Below are 18968 nucleotides of genomic sequence, written 5' to 3' on the forward strand. Positions count from 1 at the left end.
GTTCCGCCTCCCACAGCCGCACACCCGACGGCTTCGACGGAACCTGACCGGGCTGACAGCACGTCTCACGAGGTGGTCGTCGGCGGAACCCTTAGCCGCAGTTCGTCCAGTAGCCGCTGCCCTTTCCGTCGGCCACGAACGCTCCCTTGGCGTTGGCCACGGTCCAGGACAGGCGCAGGTTGAGGGATCCGCTGCCGCGGGCGACGCCCGTGGTGTTCGCGCCGTCGCCGTTGGACGTACCGGTCCACCGTACGGTGATCCGCCCGAACTCGGTGGCGGGCGGCCCCGGACAGCCGGGCCGCGAGGCGGGCACGCGCACGCGGAACGCGTGCGCGGAGACCGCGATCCCCTTCGATCCGGACACCGCGGTGATCTTACAGTCACCCGGACAAACCAACCTGAATGATCCGGTACGGCGGGTGCCCAGGTTGATCGACGACGGCGACAGGCTCGCGACCGGGGGCTTGGGGCCGGGCAGGGCTACCTTCTGCGGCCGGACCTCGCCGGTGGGGGTGTCGCTCATCTTGGATTCCGGCTTGGACGGCGCTGCCGTGGCGCTCGCCTTGGCGGACGGGGTGGGCGCGGGGCCGGTCGTCGTCATGCCGGCCGGTGGCGGGACCACCGTGGGGTTGAGCGTGACGTTGGGGCCGTTCGCCGGTGGTGCGGCCGGGATGGTGCCGGTGTTCGAGAGCCGGGTGGTGTGCGTCTCGGACATGGCGGGGCGCTGGCGGCTCTGGATGCCGGACCAGGCCAGGCTCGCCACCAGCATCCCGGCACCGACGAGCAGCCCCACCGTGGCCACAGACCGGATGGTGAACCGGCCGTCGGGCCCGAAGTCGTCGGGGCGGTCGCGCCAGAACTCCGAGTCCGGGTCGTCCGGGCCGTTGTGCCAGATGCCCGCGTCCGGCTCGGCGCCTCCTGGGCCGATGTCGGTGCTGGGGGTCGCGACCAGGAGGTCTCGGTGCTCGCCGCCGGCGATGATCAGGGCGTCGCGGTGGGTGCCGTCGGTGGTGAACAGGGCGTCCGGGCGGTTTGTGGTGAATGGTGTGTTTCGATGGGTGGTGAGGAGGGCGTCCGGGTGAGTGCCCGCCGTCGGTCCGTTTCGGCGGGTGGCCGGGGTAGAGGTCAGGGCGTCCTGGTGGGTGCCTGTGGTCGCGATCAGAGTGTCCGGACGGGTGCCGGTCGTGGCGAACGGTCCGTCTCGGCGGGTGCCGGGGGTAGCGGTAGTGGCGTCGCGGCGGGTGCTGGGGGCGGTGGTCGCGGCGTCTCGGTGGGTGTCTGGGGTGGGGGTGTCCCGGCGGTTGGCCGGGGTGGTCGCGTCCCTGTGCGGGCTCGTGGTCGTGGCGTCCCGGCGGCTGCTCGGGGCCGAGGGGGCTGGGCGGCTCCTGGTGGCCGGGGTGTCCCGGCGGGTGCCGCTGGCCGCTACGAAGACGCCCTGCCTGTCGCGGGCGGTGGCCACCAGGACGTCCCGGTGACGATCGCCGAAGGGATGCCGGCCACGCGGTCCCGCACCGGCTGCCGGGCCACGATCGGACGCATCCGCCTGGCCGGTGGACGTATCCCGCGCGGGCGGGTCGTCGTCGATCAGCGTGGGCGGCTCCGCGATGGGGGCGCCTAGAGGCGGCCGGTTGCCGATCGGGGCGGCCAGCGTGGGCGGCTCCGCGATGGGGGCGCTCAGAGGTGATCGGTTGCCGATCGGGGCGGACAGAGGTGGCGGCTCAGCGGTGGGGGATCGCCGTGCGGATGGCTCCCCGACGGGGGCGGCCAGAGGTTGCCGGTTGCGGGTGGGCGCGGTCGCCGCGTGCGGGTTGGCCGGTGGCGTGCCCAGCTCGTGGCGGCTTTGTACGGGCACCTCAGGCACCGGAGGCCCGCCGATGACCAGCCCAGGCAGCCGCAAGACCGGCCGGGGTGGCGGCGACGTCGCTTCGGGGAGCCGCAACGCTGGCTGAGGTGGCGGCGATGTCGCTTCGGGCAGCCGCGACGCTGGCTTGGGTGGCGGCGAGGCCACCTGGGGCAGCCGCGACACCGGCCCGGACGGAGCCGAGGCCGCCTCAGGGAGTGGCGGGCTATCTGGGCCCGCCGCCAGGCTCTGCGGGCGGCGGGTGGGGGCGTCTTGCGGGGGAGCGGTCGGAGCCTCGTGCGTAGGGGCGGCCAGGATGCGGGGAGCGGACGGGCCGGTAGCCGCGGCGCTCCGCGGGAGGACGCCGGCAGCGGGCTTCCGGGCGAGCGGAATGGTGGTCTCGTGATCGCGAGGCGCCGGACCCGCATCCGGGTCGGACCGCTGGAGCGGGATGGCGGTCGGTGCGTCGTGACGAGGCGGCCCGTCGGGTCGGGGCGGGGTGGTGGTTGGTGGGTTGGGGCGGGGTGGGGCGGTGGTGGGGGCGCGATGGCTCCTGTGGGGTTTGCGCTCCTGGCCGGCGGCAGCCGCGCCCGCCGCCGGCCAGGCGCTTCCCCTGGTCGCCGCCGTGGGGTCGGCGATCGGGGAGATCAGCATCGGAGCGGCCTCGACCAGCCCCCGAACCTGCACGGGGAACCCGTCCACGCGCCACAGCTCGCCCGCGTCCGGCAGCGGCTGTGCCCACGTCAGGCGGTCGCGCAGCGTGGGTGGAGCGGTGGCGATGGGCAGCTCGCGCAGTAATGTGGCCGCCACCACGGCCCGGGGCGCCGCCCGGCACGTGGGGCAGGTGGGGATGTGGCGGCTGATGCGGGCCCGGTTGCGCCGCGTGGGCGTCGCTGCCCAGGCCGATACCTTGATGGCGAGCTGGCCGCAGCCGTTGGCGGCCCGGGCGGCGATGACGGCGGAGAACCACCGCTCGACCCCGCGGGCCGCCTCGCTCACGATGGACGTCACGTCCGGGGGCGTCACATCGAAGATCACCGCGATCTCCTGATGCGTGAGCCCGTGCCGTACGGACAGGTCGAGCAGCTCCCGCTGCAGGGCGTCCAGCGCGCGCAGGGCCTCGGGCAGCAGGTCCGGCATCCGGCCGGAACGCGACCACGAGCCGGTGCTCGCCGGGCTGGCCACGGCCGCGCGATGCGCCCGGGCCAGCCCGTAGAGCCACGGCCGCACCAGGGAGGAGTCGACGACCCGGTGCGTGTGGCCGTGCGCTGACAGCAGCGCCCCGGCGACCGCCAGTTCGGCCTCGCTCTGGGCGAGCTCCGTCCGGCAATAGTCGTAGAGGTGGGACCCGTACTCGTCGCACAGGTCGCGGATCTCTTCGCGTACGTCCTCTGTCAGCGTCCGCCACATCACCTGTGCCACCTCCTTCCAGCGCTACCGAAAAGCCACCGAAGAGTCACCGAAAAAGCCACCGGAGAAGCCTCAGCCGGGTAACTGCTCCGCGATCTCCGTCGCCCAGTAGGTGATCACGCTCCCGGCGCCCGCCCGCCGGATCGCCGTCAGGCTCTCCCGGATGGCGCGGTCGCGGTTGAGCCACCCCTGGGCGGCGGCGGCCTCGATCGCGGCGTACTCGCCGGACGTCTGGTAGGCGGAGACCGGCACGTGGACCGTGTCGGCCACCATGCGTACGACGTCCAGATAGAGACCCGCCGGTTTGACCATCACCATGTCGGCCCCCTCCTCGATGTCCAGGAGTACCTCGCGCAGCGCCTCGCGGCTGTTGGCGGGGTCCTGCTGGGCGGTCGAGCGGGTGCCGGTCAGCCGCGATTCGACGGCGTCGCGGAACGGGCCGTAGAAGGCGGAGTCGTACTTGGCGGCGTAGGCCAGGATCGCCACCCGATCGTGGCCGGCCCGATCGAGCGCCTGCCTGACGGCGGCGACCTGGCCGTCCATCATGCCGCTCGGCGCCACCACGTGCGCGCCCGCGGTGGCCTGGGCCACCGCGACCTCGGCGTAGGCACGCAGGGTGGCGTCGTTGTCGACGTCGCCGGTCGCGTCGAGGATGCCGACCTGGCCGTGCTCGGTGTACTCGTCCAGGTTGATGTCGCTGATCACCACGGTGGCGTCGCCCACTTCCTTGGCGACGTCGGCGATGGCCAGCTGCGCGATGCCGCACGGGTCCCAGGCGCCGTAGCCCTCGGGGTCCTTCTCGGCCGGGATGCCGAAGATCAGCAGGCCGCCGACGCCCGCGGTGGCCGCGGCCGAGGCCGCCTTGCGCAGGCTGTCACGGGTGTGCTGGACCTGGCCGGGCATGCTGGGGATGTCACGGGGTTCGTCGAGTCCTTCGCGCACGAACAAGGGCTGCACCAGGTCGGCCGGGTGCAGCCGCGTTTCGGCGACCAGGCCGCGCAGGGCGGATGTGCGCCGCAGGCGGCGGGGACGGTCTGCGGGGAAGCTCATGGGTCCTAGCCTCCGATTACCTTGCCGAGGAAAACACGTTCCGCGTGCCTGACAGCATCCGCGGGCGGGAGCCGATACCAGTAGCCGGTGGTGCTGCGCGCGGTGATGTTGAGCCGACGCAGGTGGCACAGGTGTTCGGCCGTCTTGACCGCCAGCCCGTCCGGGTCGATCACCGGCAGGCCGTGCAGCTCATGCACCCCGAGGTGGACGAGGATCTCGTTCGGGATGCCTTCGGCGGGCACCAGCCACTGCGCGCCCGCGTCCGCCGCCCGTTTCGCGGCACTGGTGTACGCCTCGAGCAGCGGGCCGAAGTCCTGGGCCAGGGCTCGCTGCACGAGGGCGGTGCCGTTCTCCACCACCTGATATGAGGCCAGGTCGGCGCCCGCCGCCCGGATGTTCTCGGTGATCGGTTCGGCCAGGTACGGGATGAAGCCCAGCACGCCGAGCCGGTGGCGCTCCATGCGCGCCGCCTGCCAGACCGCGTCGCCGTAGCCGATCACGGGGATCGACACGCGTGAGCGGGCGGCGGCCAGCCCGGGGTCCTGCCCCGCGCCGCTGATCCAGGCGGCGCACCCGTCGCGTTCGGCCGCCACGGCCGTCTGCGCGAAGTAGTTGCCGAACAGCAGTCCCAGTTGCCCGTAGCCGACCAGGTGCTCGGGCAGATCGGTGCCGTATGTGTCGGCCGGCAACGTGTGGATCTCCACCTCGGTGCCGGGTTCGGTGATCTTGGATAAGTGCTCGGCGTACAGTTTGTCCAGCAGCGCGGACCGACCCTCGACCGTGTGTTTCTGGAACCAGATGCGCATGTCAGCCATGCCTCACGTGATGGGTGGACGTGACGGGTTGGGGGCCTGATTGATGGGGCATCGTGTCGAGCATCGAGGCTTGCGCCAGGTAGGCGCGGGTGGACTCCGGATCGCCGGCGATGGCGCGCAGCCCCGCCATGGCCGCCGCCAGCTTCGTGGTGTCTCGGTCCTGCACGCCGGCCACCCGCGCTTCGCTGCGCGGGATCACCCGGTGGAGCAGTACGGTGCGCCGCCGCCACGCCCACGCATCCAGCGCGGCGGGTGCGGTGAATCCGCCGAGCACGGCCGCCAGCACCTGGCCGATCTCGACGGCGTCGTGGATGCCGGCGTTCATGTTCAGGCCGCCGGCCGTGGAGGTCAGGTGCGCGGCGTCGCCGACGAACAGCACCCGCCCGCACCGGTAGTCGCCCAGCACACCGCGGGCCAGGCTGTAGCGGTCGGCCCCGATCACCCGGATCGGCGCCTGCTCGGTGGGCAGGGCACGGTGCACCAGCTTGGCGATGTTCTGGGGATTGAGCGGGTCGCGGGCGTCGTGCGGGATCCTGATGATGATCCGCCAGTGATCGGGCAGCGCCAGCAGGCTGCACGACTGGCGGGAGTCGCGGATGTACGTCAACGGCGCCAGGCCGGGCAGCAGCGCGTCGAGGGGTGAGTCGGTGAAGACCCGCAGCGCCTGTGTCGGATACTCCGAGCGCGGGAACGGCAGGCCGAGCGAGCTGCGTACGGTGCTGTGCGCGCCGTCCGCCGCGACCACGTAGCGGGCGCGCGCCCACGTGCGGCCGATGCGCAGCCGGACGCCCGTGCCGCCCTCGGCCACCCCGTCGACCGGGGTGCCGAAGCGCACCTCCGCCTCCGGGTAGGCCGACAGCGCCTCCAGCAGCAGCGCGGTGAGCGTGGACTGCTCGGCGTGCACCCGGAACGGGTGCTCGGTCAGGCCGTCGAGGCTGCCCATCAGCATCTCGGCCAGCACCCGGCCCGCCCGGTCACGCCACTGCACCCGCTCCACCACCCGGCCACGGGCGATCAGCGGAGTGGCGATCCCGAGCTCCTCCAGCAGGTCGAGCGTGGCCGGGTGGAAGGTCGAGGCCCGCGATTGCCGGCCGAGGCCCGGCTCGCGTTCCAGTACCGTCACCGGCACGCCGGCGCGCGCCAGCGTGAGCGCCGCGGTCAGCCCGACCGGGCCCGCGCCGACCACGGTGACGCCGTTCATGACGGCCGCCCCTGCGCGACCGGGCGGTGCGGCACCCGGCTGAGCGTGACCGGCTGACCGGTCGCGTGCGCCAGCGCCCACCAGGCGCTGCACAGGTTCGAGGTGAGCAGGATCCGGTCGTTGCCGGCGCCCAGGGGCCCCAGCGCGGGCAGGGTGGACATCCCGGTGCCGCTGAACAGCACCACCGCGTCGGTCGGCAGGCCGGCCTGTTCCACCTGCTCGACCAGCTCGTTCGGCGCGACGGTGTACGGAGAGAAGCCGCCCTGTGCCCGTACCGGGATCACGCGGGTGACGCGCAGGCCCGCCGCCGCCCAGAACCGTTCGGCGAGTTCGGTCAGCCAGGGCTGATACGGCGAGACGAGCACGAACTCCTGCGCCCCGATGTGCTCCAGCGCCTCCCGCGTCGCCAGTGTCGCCGAGGCGAAGGGAATGCCCGCCTCACCGCTCAGCTTGTCGCACCTCTCACGATCTTCCTCGGGTGCGAACAGATATCGCGAGCCGCTGCACGCCATGACCAGTGCGTCGAGCGGCAGGTCGCCGAACGAGCAGATCATCGCGGGCAGGACCTCGTTGTAGCTCTCCAGCCGCTCGGCCAGTGTCAGGCCGGGCCGTACCGGGAAGCGGCTCACGTACATGTCGGCCCGGGACCCGAACAGCCGCGCCAGTTCGGGCTCCACCGATGGGTTCGCCGGCGGTACCAGCACGCCGACCCGGCCACGGCTCATCAGGCGCTCCTGGCTGGACGGTCGAGGGAGAAGGTGGGCAGTTCGAGGGAGAACAGCTCGCATAAGGCGTCCGCGTAGCTCTCTCCCAGAGGCGAGTCGGCGTGGCTGGTCACCCGGGTGATCGGCTCGCGCAGGAAGGCGTCGACCACCCGCTGGACGGCGTCCTTGACCTCGGCGCGGGCCGCGGCGTCCAGGCCGGGCGCGCGGGAGGCAAGCCGTCCGAGCTCGGCGTCCGCGACGGCGGCCGCCTTCCGTTTCAGTGCTTGTACGACGGGGACGGCATGCGGCACCGGCACCGTTGGGACCCTTCTGGAGCCATTGGGGCAGCGGTACGAAGCCCCCAAAGCGTTCCCGCCTTCGCTGGCGGTCGCCCGGCGGGCGAGGGTGGCGGGCATCAGCAACCCGACCAAGCCGCGGCCCAGAACGCCGCCTCCCGACGCGCCCGCGCCTCGTCCCAGTCAGTGAGGACGAGCCGGATCTCGCCGCGCTCCACTCCTAGGAGATCCACCGCTGCCCCGATCACGGTATCGGCGAACTCCCGTTGTCTATCTACTGCCAGTCCCGCCGGGGATTCGACCTGGATGGTGAGCATGAGTTCCTCCTGCGAGGGAGCCTGGGGGGTTCAAGGAACGGCCTGAGGGAGTCAGGGAACGTGGTGGAGCGCCTGGTCGATCACGCTGATCGCCTGGTCCGACACCTGCCGGATGTGGCGGAGCCGGTGGACGGTGCGCGCCGTCAGCTCGGGCGGGGTCTGCGGCGGCGCGCCGCCGTCGGCGGCCGCCTGGGTGGGGATGCTCTGAAGGGGGTTCTGAAGGGGGATCGTCTGGCGCGGAATGCTCGCGGTCTGTGTGTCGTCGGTATCGGGCCCGGCACTCGGCGGCAGCACGTGCCGGACGCTGGGCGAACGCACTTCGTAGGGGTGCGGGTACGGCCTGCGGGTCTCGTTTGCGAGCATGATCACTCCTGTCAGCGCTGGTCAAGGGCCCGGAATGCGGCCGGGTCGCGGACACCGAAGCGGGCCAGCTCATGTTCGGCCTCACTGCGGACCTGGACGAAGCTGTCGCGGAGCTCGGCGAGCAGGCCGCGCAGCAGCACCAGCTCCGCTTCCGCCTCTCGCAGGGAGGGACGGCGTGGCCGGTTGCCGGACGCCGAGGCGACGCGGCCCAGTGCCGAGACACCGAGCAGGACCGCCACGGCCAGGCAGGCCACCATCACCGTGGAGAAGCCCGGCATCGGACCGGCCAGCACGGGGTGGTCGATCAGCACCGAGGCGCCGGCCACGCCGATCGCCCCGCCGAGCATCCGGGCCGTGTTGATGGCGCCGACCGCCGAGGCGTACTGGCTCGGGTCGGCGGCCATCGAGCCGACCGTGAACGTACCGGTGGACAGGAAGCCGAACCCGGTCCCCAGCAGCACGGCGCCGAGCAGGCACCAGGCGTTGGGGTGCGGCTGGGCCAGCATGAGCGCGCAGCCGGTGCCGAGCATGAGGGCTCCGCTGTAGACGACTCCGTTGAGCCCGATGCGGCGCCCGACGGGGGTGGCCAGCGGCGACGACACGATCATCGCGATCGAGATCGGGGTGAGCCACAGTCCGATGGTGGCGGTGTCGAAGCTGCTGGCCCGCAGGTAGAGCGGTCCCATGGCGAGCACCACGAAGGAGGCGGCGCCGTACAGGCAGGACGCGCCGCCGGCCCACAGGAAGCCGGGACGCCGCCACAGGTTCATGTCGATCGCGCCCAGGGGATGCCGCCACGAAGTCGCGATCGCGCCTCCGAACAGCAGCCCGGCGGCTCCCGCGCAGGCCAGTGTGCGTGCCGAGGTCCAGCCCCAGAGGCTGCCCTGCGAGATGGCCAGCACCGCCGCCGCGATGGCGCCGATCAGCAGGGCCGCGCCCAGCAGATCGGGTACCCCGCGTCTGGTGCCGCGGTTGCGGGGCAGCGCCGGGGTGAGCATCAGCAGCGCCGCCGCGAGTCCCGCGCCGGGCAGGAACAGGCCGCGCCAGCCGTACTCGGTCAGCAGCCAGCCCCCGCCCCCTTGCAGGGCCAGGGCCCCGATGCCGGACGACGCGCTCCACAGCGCGATGGCTCCGGCGCGGCGGTTGGCGGGCAGCTCGCCGAGCAGCAGCGCCAGCGAGGCGGGGAACATCAGCGCCGCCCCCACCCCCTGGGCCACCCGCCCGGCGAGGAGCAGGGTCCAGGACGGGGCGGCGATGACCGTCGTCGCGCCCAGCCCGTACAGGGCCAGTCCCAGCGCGAGCACGCTGCGCCTGCCCAGCAGGTCGGCGAAGCGCCCGGCGGTGGCGAGCAGCGCGGCGACCGCGGCGAAGTTGACCGTGCTCACCCAGGTGACCTCGGCCAGCGGCAGGGCCGCCGCCAGCGGGTCTCGGCTGAGCACGGGGATCGCCAACGTCGTCGCGGTGCTGTCCGCCATGATCGCGACCACCACCCCGGAGGCGACCAGCCGCAGTACGGCGAACCGCCCCCGGATCCGGCGAGCCGACGGCATCGCGGGCACCACCATGGGACCGGTGACGCCCTCGCGGATGGGCGTCAAGGTCATCGGGCCGACTCCGCGTAGCTGAGTTCGGGCTCGACCGGGGCCGGGGCAGGTTCGGCGGGAACCGGCACCGGGCTGTTGTTCGGCACGCTCGCGGCGACGACCCGCTCGGACAGGCCGATGTCGCGGCTGTTCTCGCGGACCCTGGACGGCACGTCGCCGCCGGCCAGCGTCAGAGCGACCTGCGCGGCCAGGGCCAGGTGCTCGGCACAGCGGCGGGCCACCTTGGCCTCCAGACCGGCGATCTGCGCCAGCCTGAGCCGCAGCGGCTCCACGGTCGCGGTGCGTTCGAGTCCGTCGAGATCGGCGAGTCTGTCGGGCCAGCGCAGCGACCGGCTGAGCTGCGTCTCCACCTCGAGGGCGATCTCGTCGATGGACAGGTCCCGGTCCCTCAGCGGGTTGGCGATCATGACGGCCATGACCGCGGTCTGGTCGAAGTCGGCCAGCCGGCCCCTCAGCGCCGCGGCCAGCATGCGGGCGCGGTGGTGCAGGCAGTCGGCGCTCCAACCGAGCACCAGCAGGCGATCGGCGCCCGCCTCCGTGTGCCACCCGGCGAGCCGCAGCTCGCGGGCCATCCGGTGTTGCACACTCCACCGGTCGGGGGTGTCGTCCACCCAGACCTGTACGCCGCCAAGTGGCAGCTCGGCTATATGGATCACATTCCTTTCTGGGGCCGCCCGAGCGCAGACGCGTCTGATCACGTTCGCCTGCGCGGGCGGGGCCGGATTCTTCGAGAACCAGGAACGGACCTTGGAATCGACGGAATCGACGGTCACGTCCGGCCACCTCCTCGCCGGAGACTCTCCAGAACCCTCCGGCTGTCAAGTCTCAGTTACCACGATCACTACGATAGTGGGCGTCTGCCACGCGTTGTGTCAACTGACAGTTTTCGTATACATTGACCTCCCGCTGCGGAGTTTCGCTTCCCGCGGGGCAGGGGACGGCGAGCCAGGCTTCCTTTACGCTGGAGGCTTGTGGCGGCTGGGAGGTACGAGTGGCTAACTTCGCCGAGCGACTCGATCTCGCTCTGAGCAAGCGCGGCTTTTCGGGGGCTCAGCTCGCCGCGGCCCTCACCGAGGCCGGCATCCCGATCACGCGCGCCTACGTCAGCCAGTTGCGCACGGGCAAGCAGACCAACCCGACCCTCCAGGTGCTCCGCGCCCTCGCCGCCTGCCTCCAGGTGAGCGTGGGCTGGCTGCTGGGCGAGGACACCTTGGACTCCGGCGCGGTCGAGGAGCTCCAGTTGCGGGCCGCCGCGATCGGCGCGTCCGCCTCCGGGCTCTCCGACGGGTCGCTGACCGTCCTGCGCGGCGTGATAGGGCTCGCCCGCGCGGCCGAGGGGCTGCCCGAACAGCCAGAGGCCGCCGCCCCCGAGATCCCCGAGGCCGCGGCCCCGCTGACCGAGCCGCAACGCGAGGCGCTCGGCGACCGCCTGCGCAACCTCCGGCTGATCGCCCGCATGTCGCCGGAGGAGGTCGAGACCTCCCTGGGCCGGGGGGCCGCCGCCATCGGCGCGATCGAGGAGGGCCGCGTCGCGCCCGCGCCCGTCACGGTCGAGCGCCTGCTCACCCTCTACGGCGTGACCGCCCCGCCCACCCGCGAGTACGTCCTGTCGCTTGCTCGCGGCGAACGCCCGCCCTCCTGGTACGACGCCGGCTCCGTGCCCGTCTGGATGGCCGCGACGTACGCGCTGGAGCAGCGGGCCTCACTGATCCGCACCTACCAGACCCAGGTCGTCCCGCCGCTGCTGCAGACCGAGGCGTACGCGCGGGCCGCCATCGAGGTGGCGGGCAACGCCGGGCTCGGCCAGACGTCGGCCGACGCGGCCGTGGGCCTGATCCGCTCCCGCCAGGCGCTGCTGAACCACGGCGACGGCCCCGTGCTGTGGGCGGTGATCGACGAGAGCGTCCTGCTGCGCTCGATCGCCGACCTCGCGACGCAGGCGGCTCAGCTCGACCGGCTGATCGAGTACGCGAAGCGGCCCAACATCTCGCTGCACATCGTGCCGATCGACGATCCGATCTACCTGCCCCGTAGCGGATCGTTCACCATGTGGCGCTTCCCGGAGGCCTTCGAGCCCGATGTGGCCTGCGCCCACGCCATCGACTCCGATGAAGTGATCACCGATGCGGCCGCGGTCGAGGCCTACCACCAGGCCTTCACCAAGCTGTCGGTCACCACCACCATGGGCGACGAGACTCACGAGTTGCTGTATGCGCACCGTGACCGTCTGACCCATAGATGATCTGACACTTCCCCGCGCCACAACGGGAAATGGATATTTCCCAACAAATATTGCTCTTTCTATTGTCAGATCCGGGCGTTGATGGATCATTGGTATTGTTGGACCAAATGAGTGGGGTCAGTGGGACCGACTTTCCCGTGAAGTTCCTGGCGAGGGGAAAGGGGCAACACTCAATGCGTCAGCGTGCCATCCGAAATCTGACCAACCTTGACACCACCCGCGCGAGTGTCACCCGAATACTCGACGCCGCCGCGGGGGGAAAGAACCATTTCGAGGTTGACAGTGATGCGGTGCGCCGTTACGACGAGGCGGTTCCGGTTACCGGTTTCGCCGCACGAGCCGTCCTGCGCTACCTGGCACGGGTGGTGAGCCATCTGGCCGGCTCCGGCATCGACCAGTTCCTGATCATCGGCAGTGGCGTGCCCAGCGCGCTCCCGCCCGGACATCAGTTACATGACATCGCCCGCGACGCTTCGGTGGCTTCTGACGTTCGCGTGGTCTATGTCGAGAACGACCCCATGGTTCTGGCCAGTGCCCACGTCACCATCGAGCGCGTCCACGACCTGGTACGGGTCGTGGAAGGTGACATACGACAGATCGACGAGATGCTCGCCGACGAGGTGGTGGCCCGGTTCATCGACTGGGAACGGCCTGTCGGGGTGTTGCTCCTCTCCACTCACAGCCTCAGCGACGACGAGCTGGCGTCCTTCGTGATCAAGCGCCTGCGCCACGCCGTCGTGGACGGCAGCTACCTGGCGCTCCTACAGACCACCTTCGACGGGATCCCCGCCGAACTGCTGCCCGCCATCAACGACCTGCTGGCGATGACGCTGCCGGGACACGTGATCCGTACGCGTGCCGAGGTGGCGGCCTTGTTGGACGGGCTCGAACTGCTGGAACCGGGACTGGTGTGGGTTCCGCTCTGGCGGCCCGACGGCTTGGACTCCCCATGTGCGGACCAGCCGAGCTCGTCGGGCAATTACGGCGCCGTGGCCTGCCTTCCCTGATACGCCTGCCACGGCGCCTTCGCGGATGCCCGCGACCGAGGGTCCGGCCTGATGCCCCAGCCGGACCCTCAGGGGCGCTGTGCTGTCCCGTCCAGCGCTAGTCCCACCAGAACGACCAGTAATGCCGGCCGATGATCTGCTCGGCGTAACTGTGCAGATCGCCCGGCCCCTGGACGACGTTGTCCGGGCAGAAGGTCCAGTGCTCGGCCGCCACGTGCAGCGCGTGCTCGGGCTCGACCGGCGGCGCGGCGACGCTCAGCTCCAGCGTGTTGAAGCCGACGCCCACCACGCGGACCCCGAACCGGTCCTCCCAACTGCGCACCACCGCCGCCAGCGGCACCATCCACTCGTTGTGGTGCAGCGCCCCCTGCCAGCCCATCACGGCCAGCGCGTCGGCACCCCGGTGCGCGGCGACCAGGCCGAGCGGCAGGCCCTTGGCCGACAGCTCACCGGCGTACCAGTCGGCGACGGCGCCCGGGTCGGCCCTCAGCACCCCCGGCGGCGCCGGGCCCGGACAGAGCGCGCCGAACGGCTCCAGCTCCTCCAGGGCGTCCGGCGGCATCTTGCCGACCCACTCCTGCCACACCTCGGCCATGAACCCCTCGGCCGTGAAGTGCTCGATCATCAGCACCTCGTCCGGCACGACCTGGCCGATCGACCAGGGCTGCGTGGACTCGTCCAGCAGGACGGGCCACAGGCCGCTACGCGCGTGGGCGGTCCGGAACCGCGCCCAGTCAGTGCCCGCCACGGCTTCGTCGCTCATCCAGAACGCCGGTCTGGCCGCCTCGCCCTGGTGCGTGTAGCCGGGATCGGGCCAGACGACGTCGCCCTCGGGCAGGCTGACCGGCAGGAGCCGCCCTCTGCCGCCGTCGGCGAACAGCTGGCACACCTCACGGGGCAGCTGATGATCGTTCATGCCCTACCGTTTCGCTACCGAATCCTGTCTCGGAGATGGTAGTGCCGACCGTTGCTCCAGGACTTTTGTCCTGGGCGATCCCGTACAGGCGAATCTTCTGCCGGCCGCCCGCTTTCGAGACGGTGGAGGCATGAAGATTCTGCTAGCGCTGGCCGTACTCCTCACCGGGTGTGCCGAGCCGGCCATCAGCGAGCCCGGGACCGTCGCGGATCCGGCGGTCGTCGAGACCGCTTCGGGGGCCGTGCGCGGCACGGTGACCTCGGCGAACCGTCTCTTCCAGGGCATCAGATACGCCACGGCGGCGCGCTGGGACTCGCCGAAGCCCGTGCCCGCGTGGCAGGGGGTGCGGGAGGCCACCAAGCCCGGCGCCCTGTGCCCGCAGGTCGGCACTCCGTACGCGCCGACCAGCAGCGACAACGAGGACTGCCTGTTCCTGAACGTCACCACGCCCGCCGTTCCCGGCGGCGGACGGCCGGTCATGGTGTGGATCCACGGTGACGGCGCGGTCGGCGCGGGCCACTTCTCCGACGCCCGGAAGCTGGCCGCCAAGGGCGTGGTGGTCGTGACGATCAACTACCGGCTCGGCGTGTTCAGCGGGTTCGGCTACCCGGGGCTGCGTAACTCGGGCACGTTCGGCCTGCAGGACCAGCAGGAGGCGCTGCGCTGGGTCAGGCGCAACGCGGCGGCGTTCGGCGGCGACCCGGGCAACGTGACCGCCTTCGGCATCTCCTACGGCGCGCTGTCGATCGGCGGCCAGCTCTCCTCGCCGGGCGCCAAGGGTCTGTTCCAGCGGGCGATCATGCAGAGCGGCGAGACTCTGATGGACATGCCCGCCAACAGCGTGGTGCCGGGCGTGCCCGCCCTGCCGTCGTTCGCGTGGCGGCCCGCCGCCCAGGTGAACGCCATAGGGGAGGTGTACGCCAAGCAGCTCGGCTGCTCGGACCTGGCCTGCCTGCGCGCGCTGCCGGTCAAGAAGATCCTTGAGGTTCCGCAGATCATGAACGTCTTCCAACCGTACGCGTACGGGAACGACGTCCTGCCCGAATCGCCGGCCGACGCGATGCGGAAGGGGCACGCCAGCCCGATGCCGGTGCTGGCGGGCACGACGAGGGACGAACACCGGATCTTTGTCGGAATGAATTACGACGTCCAGGGCACCTCTCCGGTTTACCGGCAATTGCTAAAAGATGCGTTCGGAGCGAACGCTGAGCAAATTGCCCGGAAATATCCGGTAAGTCGCTATAAGTCGCCGAGTATCGCTTGGGCTACCGTGTTGACCGATCGTATGTGGGCCCGGTCCACCCATGAGCAGAACGCGCTGCTGGCCAAGAGGGCACCGGTCTATGGCTACGAGTTCGCCGACCGGAAGGCGCCGATGTTCCTGCCGCTGGAGGCGGACTTCGACTGGGGCGCCTACCACGCGAGCGACCTGCCGTACATCTTCCCGGAGACCAAGGCCGAGCTGTCGCCCGCCCAGGAGCGGCTGTCCGGGCAGATGATGAGCTACTGGACGAACTTCGCCCGCACCGGCGACCCGAACGGCCGCGGGCTGCCCGCCTGGCCGCGTGTCTCCTCCGGCACCCTGTCCCTGGCCCCGGGGGCCATCCGGCCGGTCGACTACGCTGCCGAGCACAAGCTGGCCTTCTGGAAGTAGCCGGCCCGCCGGAAGCGGACGCAGCGCGAGGGGAGGCGCCGTGATCAGGGTCATGATCGCCGAAGACCAGGGGATGATGCGCGACGCCCTGGCGCTGCTGCTCGGGCTGGAGGACGACCTGGAGATCGTCGCCCAGGTGTCCTCGGGCCACGAGATCGTACCGGCGGCCACGGAGCACCGGCCCGACGTGGCGCTGCTGGACATCGAGCTGCCCGGCCGCAGCGGTCTCGACGTGCTGCCCGTGCTGCGTGCCTCGCTGCCGGAGTGCGCGGTGCTGGTCGTGACCACGTTCGCCAGGCCGGGCTACCTCAGGCGGGCGATGGAGGCGGGAGCGGCGGGGTTCCTGGTCAAGGACGGGCCGGTGGAGGAGCTGGCCGTGGCGATCCGCCGGGCGGTGGCGGGGGAGCGGATCATCGATCCCGCCCTGGCCGCCGCCGCGCTGAACGCCGGGCCCAGCCCGCTCACGGACCGCGAGCGGGACGTGCTGGCCGCCGCGCTCGACGGCTCCACGATCGCGGACGTGGCGGCGCGGCTGCACCTTTCCGAGAGCACGGTACGCAACCACCTGTCGTCCGCCATCGGCAAGACGCACACCCGGAACAGGATCGAGGCCGCCCAGTTGGCGCGGCACAATGGGTGGTTGTGATCCCCTTTGACGCGGTCCTCTGTGATCTAGATGGAGTGCTCCGCCATTTCGACCACGCGGCCCAGGCCGACATCGAGGCCCGTTACGGCCTGCCCATGAGGAAGACCGCCTTCGACCCCGACCTGATCGGCCCCGCCACGCTCGGCCACATCACCGAGGCCGAGTGGCTCGAGTCGATCGCCGTCGCGCTGGGCGGCGACGAGCGCGCCCGCCAGGCCGTCACCGAGTTCGCCGCGGTGCCGTTCTGGGTGGACGAGGAGGTCCGGGCGCTGCTGGCGCGCGCTCAGGAGCGGGTGCCGGTGCTGCTGGTCACCAACGCCATGGACACGCTGGAGGAGCACCTGGAGGGGCTCGGGCTCGCGTACTTCGCCGACGCGGTGGTCAGCAGCGCCCGGGTGGGGTTGGCCAAGCCCGACCGGCGGATCTACGAGCTGGCGGCCGAGCTGGCGGGCGTCGCGCCCGAGCGCTGCCTGTTCGTCGACGACCGGCCGGAGAACGTGGCGGGCGCCACGGCCCTGGGGATGACCGGCGTGCACTACCGCGGCATCGCCGACCTGACCGCCGTCCTCACCCCGGCCTTCGGTTAGAAGGGTCCCACCTGATGCGCGGGATCGGCCCGCACCTGAAGGTCGGGGAACCGGCGGCCGATCTCTCCCGCCTGCTCGGCGGGGATGGGCCGGCACCACTCGACCGGCGGCCTACCGGGAAAGCGCCGGAATGACACGCGCGCCTCGAAGGTGCCGGCAATGTTTCGGAGCACAGCATTATTCCGCACAAATGCATATGGGCTCGCACAGGATGAGTGTTATCCCGGTCGAGCCGCATAAAAACCGTACAGAATTCAGATAAAAAACAACTGCTTGTTTCCGGCACGGCTCGCGCCTGCCGTGCCGGAAACGTTCAGCGGGTCCTGTCAGTAACTCCCGTAGGGAGACTGGCTGGACGTCTTCGTCGGCGTGTGCGACGAATGGCTCGTCGGCGTGGGGCTTGCCGACGGCGTGCTCACCTGCGATCCCGTGCCCGCGGGCCGGATCAGGCCCACCAGGCCGTGCTGGGTCTTCTCGATGCCCGCCGAGAACCACAGGGCGTTCTCGCCGCCGGTGGTCGCGGTGCCCTGCTCGAGGTCCCACAGACCCGGCAGCCAGATCGTCTTGCCGTTGCCGTCGCGCAGCGCGCCCAGGTGGCGGTTGCCGCGGTAAGCGTGGATCGTCCCGTCGCCGAAGTTGCCGACCAGCACCGATCCGGAGTACACGCCGAACTGCTTCGGTGCGGCGACGATGGCCCACGGGGCGTTGAGCCCGGTGCGTGCGATGCGGCCGAGCAGGCGTCCGCTCACGCTGTAGCGGCTGACGAAGCCCTTGCCGGCGCCCGGGATGGACTTTCCGGTCTCAGAGTCGCGCAGGGCATAGGCGACCCAGACGCTGCCACCACTGAACGTCACGTTGTACGGCTTGTACGTGGAGGGTACCGACGGGTCCCTGAACGCCCGGTGGGACAGGTTGATCTTCTCGAACTCTGAGTTCCACGCGGCGAGGCGCCCGTTGGCGAAGTCGGCGGCCAGCAGGAAGTCGCCGTCATCGGTGTTCACCATCGCGAGGCCCTTGTAGTCGGCACCCCGGGTGAAGGCCGCGATGATCGCGTTCTTCGGGTCCACCTCGGCGTTCCAGCCGCTGATCGCGCCACTCGGGCTGGCGAAGATGAACGAGGCGGGCTTGCCCTTGACGGTGAAGCCCTCGCCTGAACTGTTGAACACCTGGCCCGTCGGAGCGCCACCGGGGATGGCCACCTCGGTCGCTTCCTTCTGGCCCGCTCCCGAGTAGACGGTGGCCGAGCCGGTGCCGGTGTTGGAGACCCACAGGGTCTTGCCCATGGCCAACCCCCAAGGGTTGACCAGTTTAGGATCAGTGACCGCTGCCTTCCCCTTGATGTCGGAAACGAGATTCACGACGTCAAACTTGGTATTCGTCGCTGCCTGTGCGGGGGCGGTGAGGGTCGTGCTCAAGACGACCGCACCAGCGCAGAGTGTGATGATGCGGAACCGCATCCGTGCCTCCTTGTTAGCGCTTGTGGCCGGAGATACGCGGGAGACGCAAGTGCGGTTCAGTAACGGCCAGAAATATTGCCGCAGAACGTCAATCGGGCCGTTTCTGGGGGAGTGGAGAGACATGGAAGTTTTGGGCATTGACATCGGTGGATCCGGGATCAAGGGCGCCCCTGTGGACACCGCATCGGGGCAGTTGACGCAGGAGCGCCTGCGCATCCCCACGCCGCAGCCGGCCAAGCCGCAGGGCGTGGCCGAGGTCGTGGTGGAGATCGTCAAGCACTTCGGCTGGACGGGCCCGGTCGGCGTCACGTTCCCGGGCGTGGTGCTGAACGGCGTGATCATGACGGCCGCGAACGTTCACCACTCCTGGATCGGCGTCGACGCGACGAAGCTCTTCGACGGCGCGACCGTCCTCAACGACGCCGACGCGGCCGGCATCGCGGAGATGAGGTTCGGCGAGGGTCACGGCCGTGAGGGGACCGTGATCATGCTGACGTTCGGGACGGGCATCGGCAGCGCGGTCTTCGTCGACGGCGTCCTGGTGCCGAACACCGAACTGGGGCACCTGCAGATCCACGGCAAGGACGCCGAGCTCCGCGCCTCCGACCGCGCCCGCGAGGAGCACGACCTGGCGTGGGACAAGTGGGCCGGCCGGGTGGAGGAGTATCTGCGGCACGTGGAGATGCTGTTCTGGCCGTCGCTGTTCGTCATCGGCGGGGGCGTGAGCAAGAAGGCGGACAAGTTCCTGCCGCACGTGCACGTGGACACCGCGATCGTCCCGGCTCGCCTCCGCAACGAAGCGGGGATCGTCGGCGCCGCTCTCGCCGTCAAATGATCATCTTTGTGACGCTCCGACCTG

At 70.9% G+C, this 18968-nt stretch carries 19 protein-coding genes; 6 read left to right on the forward strand and 13 right to left on the reverse strand.

Annotated features, from left to right (window positions below; translation table 11 throughout):
• Positions 1 to 91 precede the first annotated feature (91 nt).
• From KLK06_RS13645 to KLK06_RS13690, 10 genes are all read right to left on the reverse strand, one after another.
• A complete protein-coding gene (locus tag KLK06_RS13645; RefSeq protein ID WP_214635795.1) occupies positions 92 to 3262 on the reverse strand; it encodes a hypothetical protein in 3171 nt (1056 codons plus the stop codon).
• Between the two features lie 60 nt (positions 3263 to 3322).
• The gene (gene hemB, locus KLK06_RS13650; protein ID WP_214635796.1) at positions 3323 to 4300 is read right to left on the reverse strand and encodes a porphobilinogen synthase; all 978 of its coding nucleotides are present in this window, start codon (positions 4298 to 4300) and stop codon (positions 3323 to 3325) included.
• Between the two features lie 5 nt (positions 4301 to 4305).
• Positions 4306 to 5115 carry an aspartate/glutamate racemase family protein gene (locus KLK06_RS13655; protein WP_214635797.1) on the reverse strand — a complete coding sequence of 270 codons (810 nt, stop codon included), beginning with the start codon at positions 5113 to 5115 and terminating at the stop codon, positions 4306 to 4308.
• Complete coding sequence (locus tag KLK06_RS13660) at positions 5108 to 6316, reverse strand: NAD(P)/FAD-dependent oxidoreductase (protein WP_214635798.1); 1209 nt, start codon at positions 6314 to 6316, stop codon at positions 5108 to 5110. The genes KLK06_RS13655 and KLK06_RS13660 overlap by 8 nt, the downstream gene beginning before the upstream one ends.
• Entirely contained in the window at positions 6313 to 7041 is a 729-nt protein-coding gene (locus tag KLK06_RS13665) for a hypothetical protein (protein WP_214635799.1), read from the reverse strand. Before KLK06_RS13665 ends, KLK06_RS13660 begins: the two co-directional genes overlap by 4 nt.
• Positions 7041 to 7337, reverse strand: a complete 297-nt coding sequence (locus tag KLK06_RS13670) for a hypothetical protein (protein WP_214635800.1) — start codon at positions 7335 to 7337, stop codon at positions 7041 to 7043. The genes KLK06_RS13665 and KLK06_RS13670 overlap by 1 nt, the downstream gene beginning before the upstream one ends.
• Before the next feature lie 98 nt (positions 7338 to 7435).
• Positions 7436 to 7633 carry a hypothetical protein gene (locus KLK06_RS13675; RefSeq protein ID WP_214635801.1) on the reverse strand — a complete coding sequence of 66 codons (198 nt, stop codon included), beginning with the start codon at positions 7631 to 7633 and terminating at the stop codon, positions 7436 to 7438.
• Between the two features lie 51 nt (positions 7634 to 7684).
• A complete protein-coding gene (locus KLK06_RS13680) occupies positions 7685 to 7996 on the reverse strand; it encodes a hypothetical protein (RefSeq protein ID WP_214635802.1) in 312 nt (103 codons plus the stop codon).
• 11 nt (positions 7997 to 8007) lie between these two features.
• Positions 8008 to 9600, reverse strand: a complete 1593-nt coding sequence (locus KLK06_RS13685) for an MFS transporter (RefSeq protein WP_214635803.1) — start codon at positions 9598 to 9600, stop codon at positions 8008 to 8010.
• The gene (locus KLK06_RS13690) at positions 9597 to 10373 is read right to left on the reverse strand and encodes a hypothetical protein (protein ID WP_214635804.1); all 777 of its coding nucleotides are present in this window, start codon (positions 10371 to 10373) and stop codon (positions 9597 to 9599) included. Before KLK06_RS13690 ends, KLK06_RS13685 begins: the two co-directional genes overlap by 4 nt.
• Positions 10374 to 10591: 218 nt before the next feature.
• Between KLK06_RS13690 and KLK06_RS13695 the strand changes: the two genes are divergently transcribed.
• On the forward strand, positions 10592 to 11842 hold the full coding sequence (locus KLK06_RS13695; protein WP_214635805.1) for a helix-turn-helix transcriptional regulator: 1251 nt from the start codon (positions 10592 to 10594) through the stop codon (positions 11840 to 11842).
• Positions 11843 to 11979: 137 nt separating this feature from the next.
• The gene (locus KLK06_RS13700; protein WP_308168226.1) at positions 11980 to 12849 is read left to right on the forward strand and encodes an SAM-dependent methyltransferase; all 870 of its coding nucleotides are present in this window, start codon (positions 11980 to 11982) and stop codon (positions 12847 to 12849) included.
• Positions 12850 to 12946: 97 nt separating this feature from the next.
• On the opposite strand, the gene KLK06_RS13705 is transcribed toward KLK06_RS13700, so the two are convergent.
• The gene (locus KLK06_RS13705) at positions 12947 to 13765 is read right to left on the reverse strand and encodes a DUF4253 domain-containing protein (protein WP_214635806.1); all 819 of its coding nucleotides are present in this window, start codon (positions 13763 to 13765) and stop codon (positions 12947 to 12949) included.
• Positions 13766 to 13895: 130 nt separating this feature from the next.
• On the opposite strand from KLK06_RS13705, the gene KLK06_RS13710 reads away from it, so the two are divergent.
• From KLK06_RS13710 to KLK06_RS13720, 3 genes are read left to right on the forward strand one after another with little or no spacing between them, the layout of a single operon-like run.
• Complete coding sequence (locus KLK06_RS13710; protein WP_214635807.1) at positions 13896 to 15419, forward strand: carboxylesterase/lipase family protein; 1524 nt, start codon at positions 13896 to 13898, stop codon at positions 15417 to 15419.
• Between the two features lie 40 nt (positions 15420 to 15459).
• Complete coding sequence (locus tag KLK06_RS13715; RefSeq protein ID WP_214635808.1) at positions 15460 to 16065, forward strand: response regulator transcription factor; 606 nt, start codon at positions 15460 to 15462, stop codon at positions 16063 to 16065.
• Complete coding sequence (locus KLK06_RS13720) at positions 16062 to 16652, forward strand: HAD family hydrolase (RefSeq protein ID WP_214635809.1); 591 nt, start codon at positions 16062 to 16064, stop codon at positions 16650 to 16652. The genes KLK06_RS13715 and KLK06_RS13720 overlap by 4 nt, the downstream gene beginning before the upstream one ends.
• Here the strand turns inward: KLK06_RS13720 and KLK06_RS13725 are convergent.
• On the reverse strand, positions 16649 to 16825 hold the full coding sequence (locus tag KLK06_RS13725) for a hypothetical protein (protein WP_214635810.1): 177 nt from the start codon (positions 16823 to 16825) through the stop codon (positions 16649 to 16651). The two genes, KLK06_RS13720 and KLK06_RS13725, sit on opposite strands and share 4 nt — an antisense overlap.
• 153 nt (positions 16826 to 16978) lie before the next feature.
• Positions 16979 to 18325: a TIGR03118 family protein gene (locus KLK06_RS13730; RefSeq protein WP_308168227.1), complete on the reverse strand. Its 1347-nt coding sequence runs from the start codon at positions 18323 to 18325 to the stop codon at positions 16979 to 16981.
• Between KLK06_RS13730 and ppgK the strand changes: the two genes are divergently transcribed.
• Complete coding sequence (ppgK, locus tag KLK06_RS13735) at positions 18231 to 18944, forward strand: polyphosphate--glucose phosphotransferase (protein ID WP_214635812.1); 714 nt, start codon at positions 18231 to 18233, stop codon at positions 18942 to 18944. The genes KLK06_RS13730 and ppgK overlap by 95 nt on opposite strands.
• The last annotated feature ends 24 nt before the right edge of the window (positions 18945 to 18968 follow it).

The sequence above is a fragment of the Nonomuraea sp. NEAU-A123 genome (assembly GCF_018603905.1).
In the GTDB taxonomy this organism is placed as follows: Bacteria; Actinomycetota; Actinomycetes; order Streptosporangiales; family Streptosporangiaceae; genus Nonomuraea.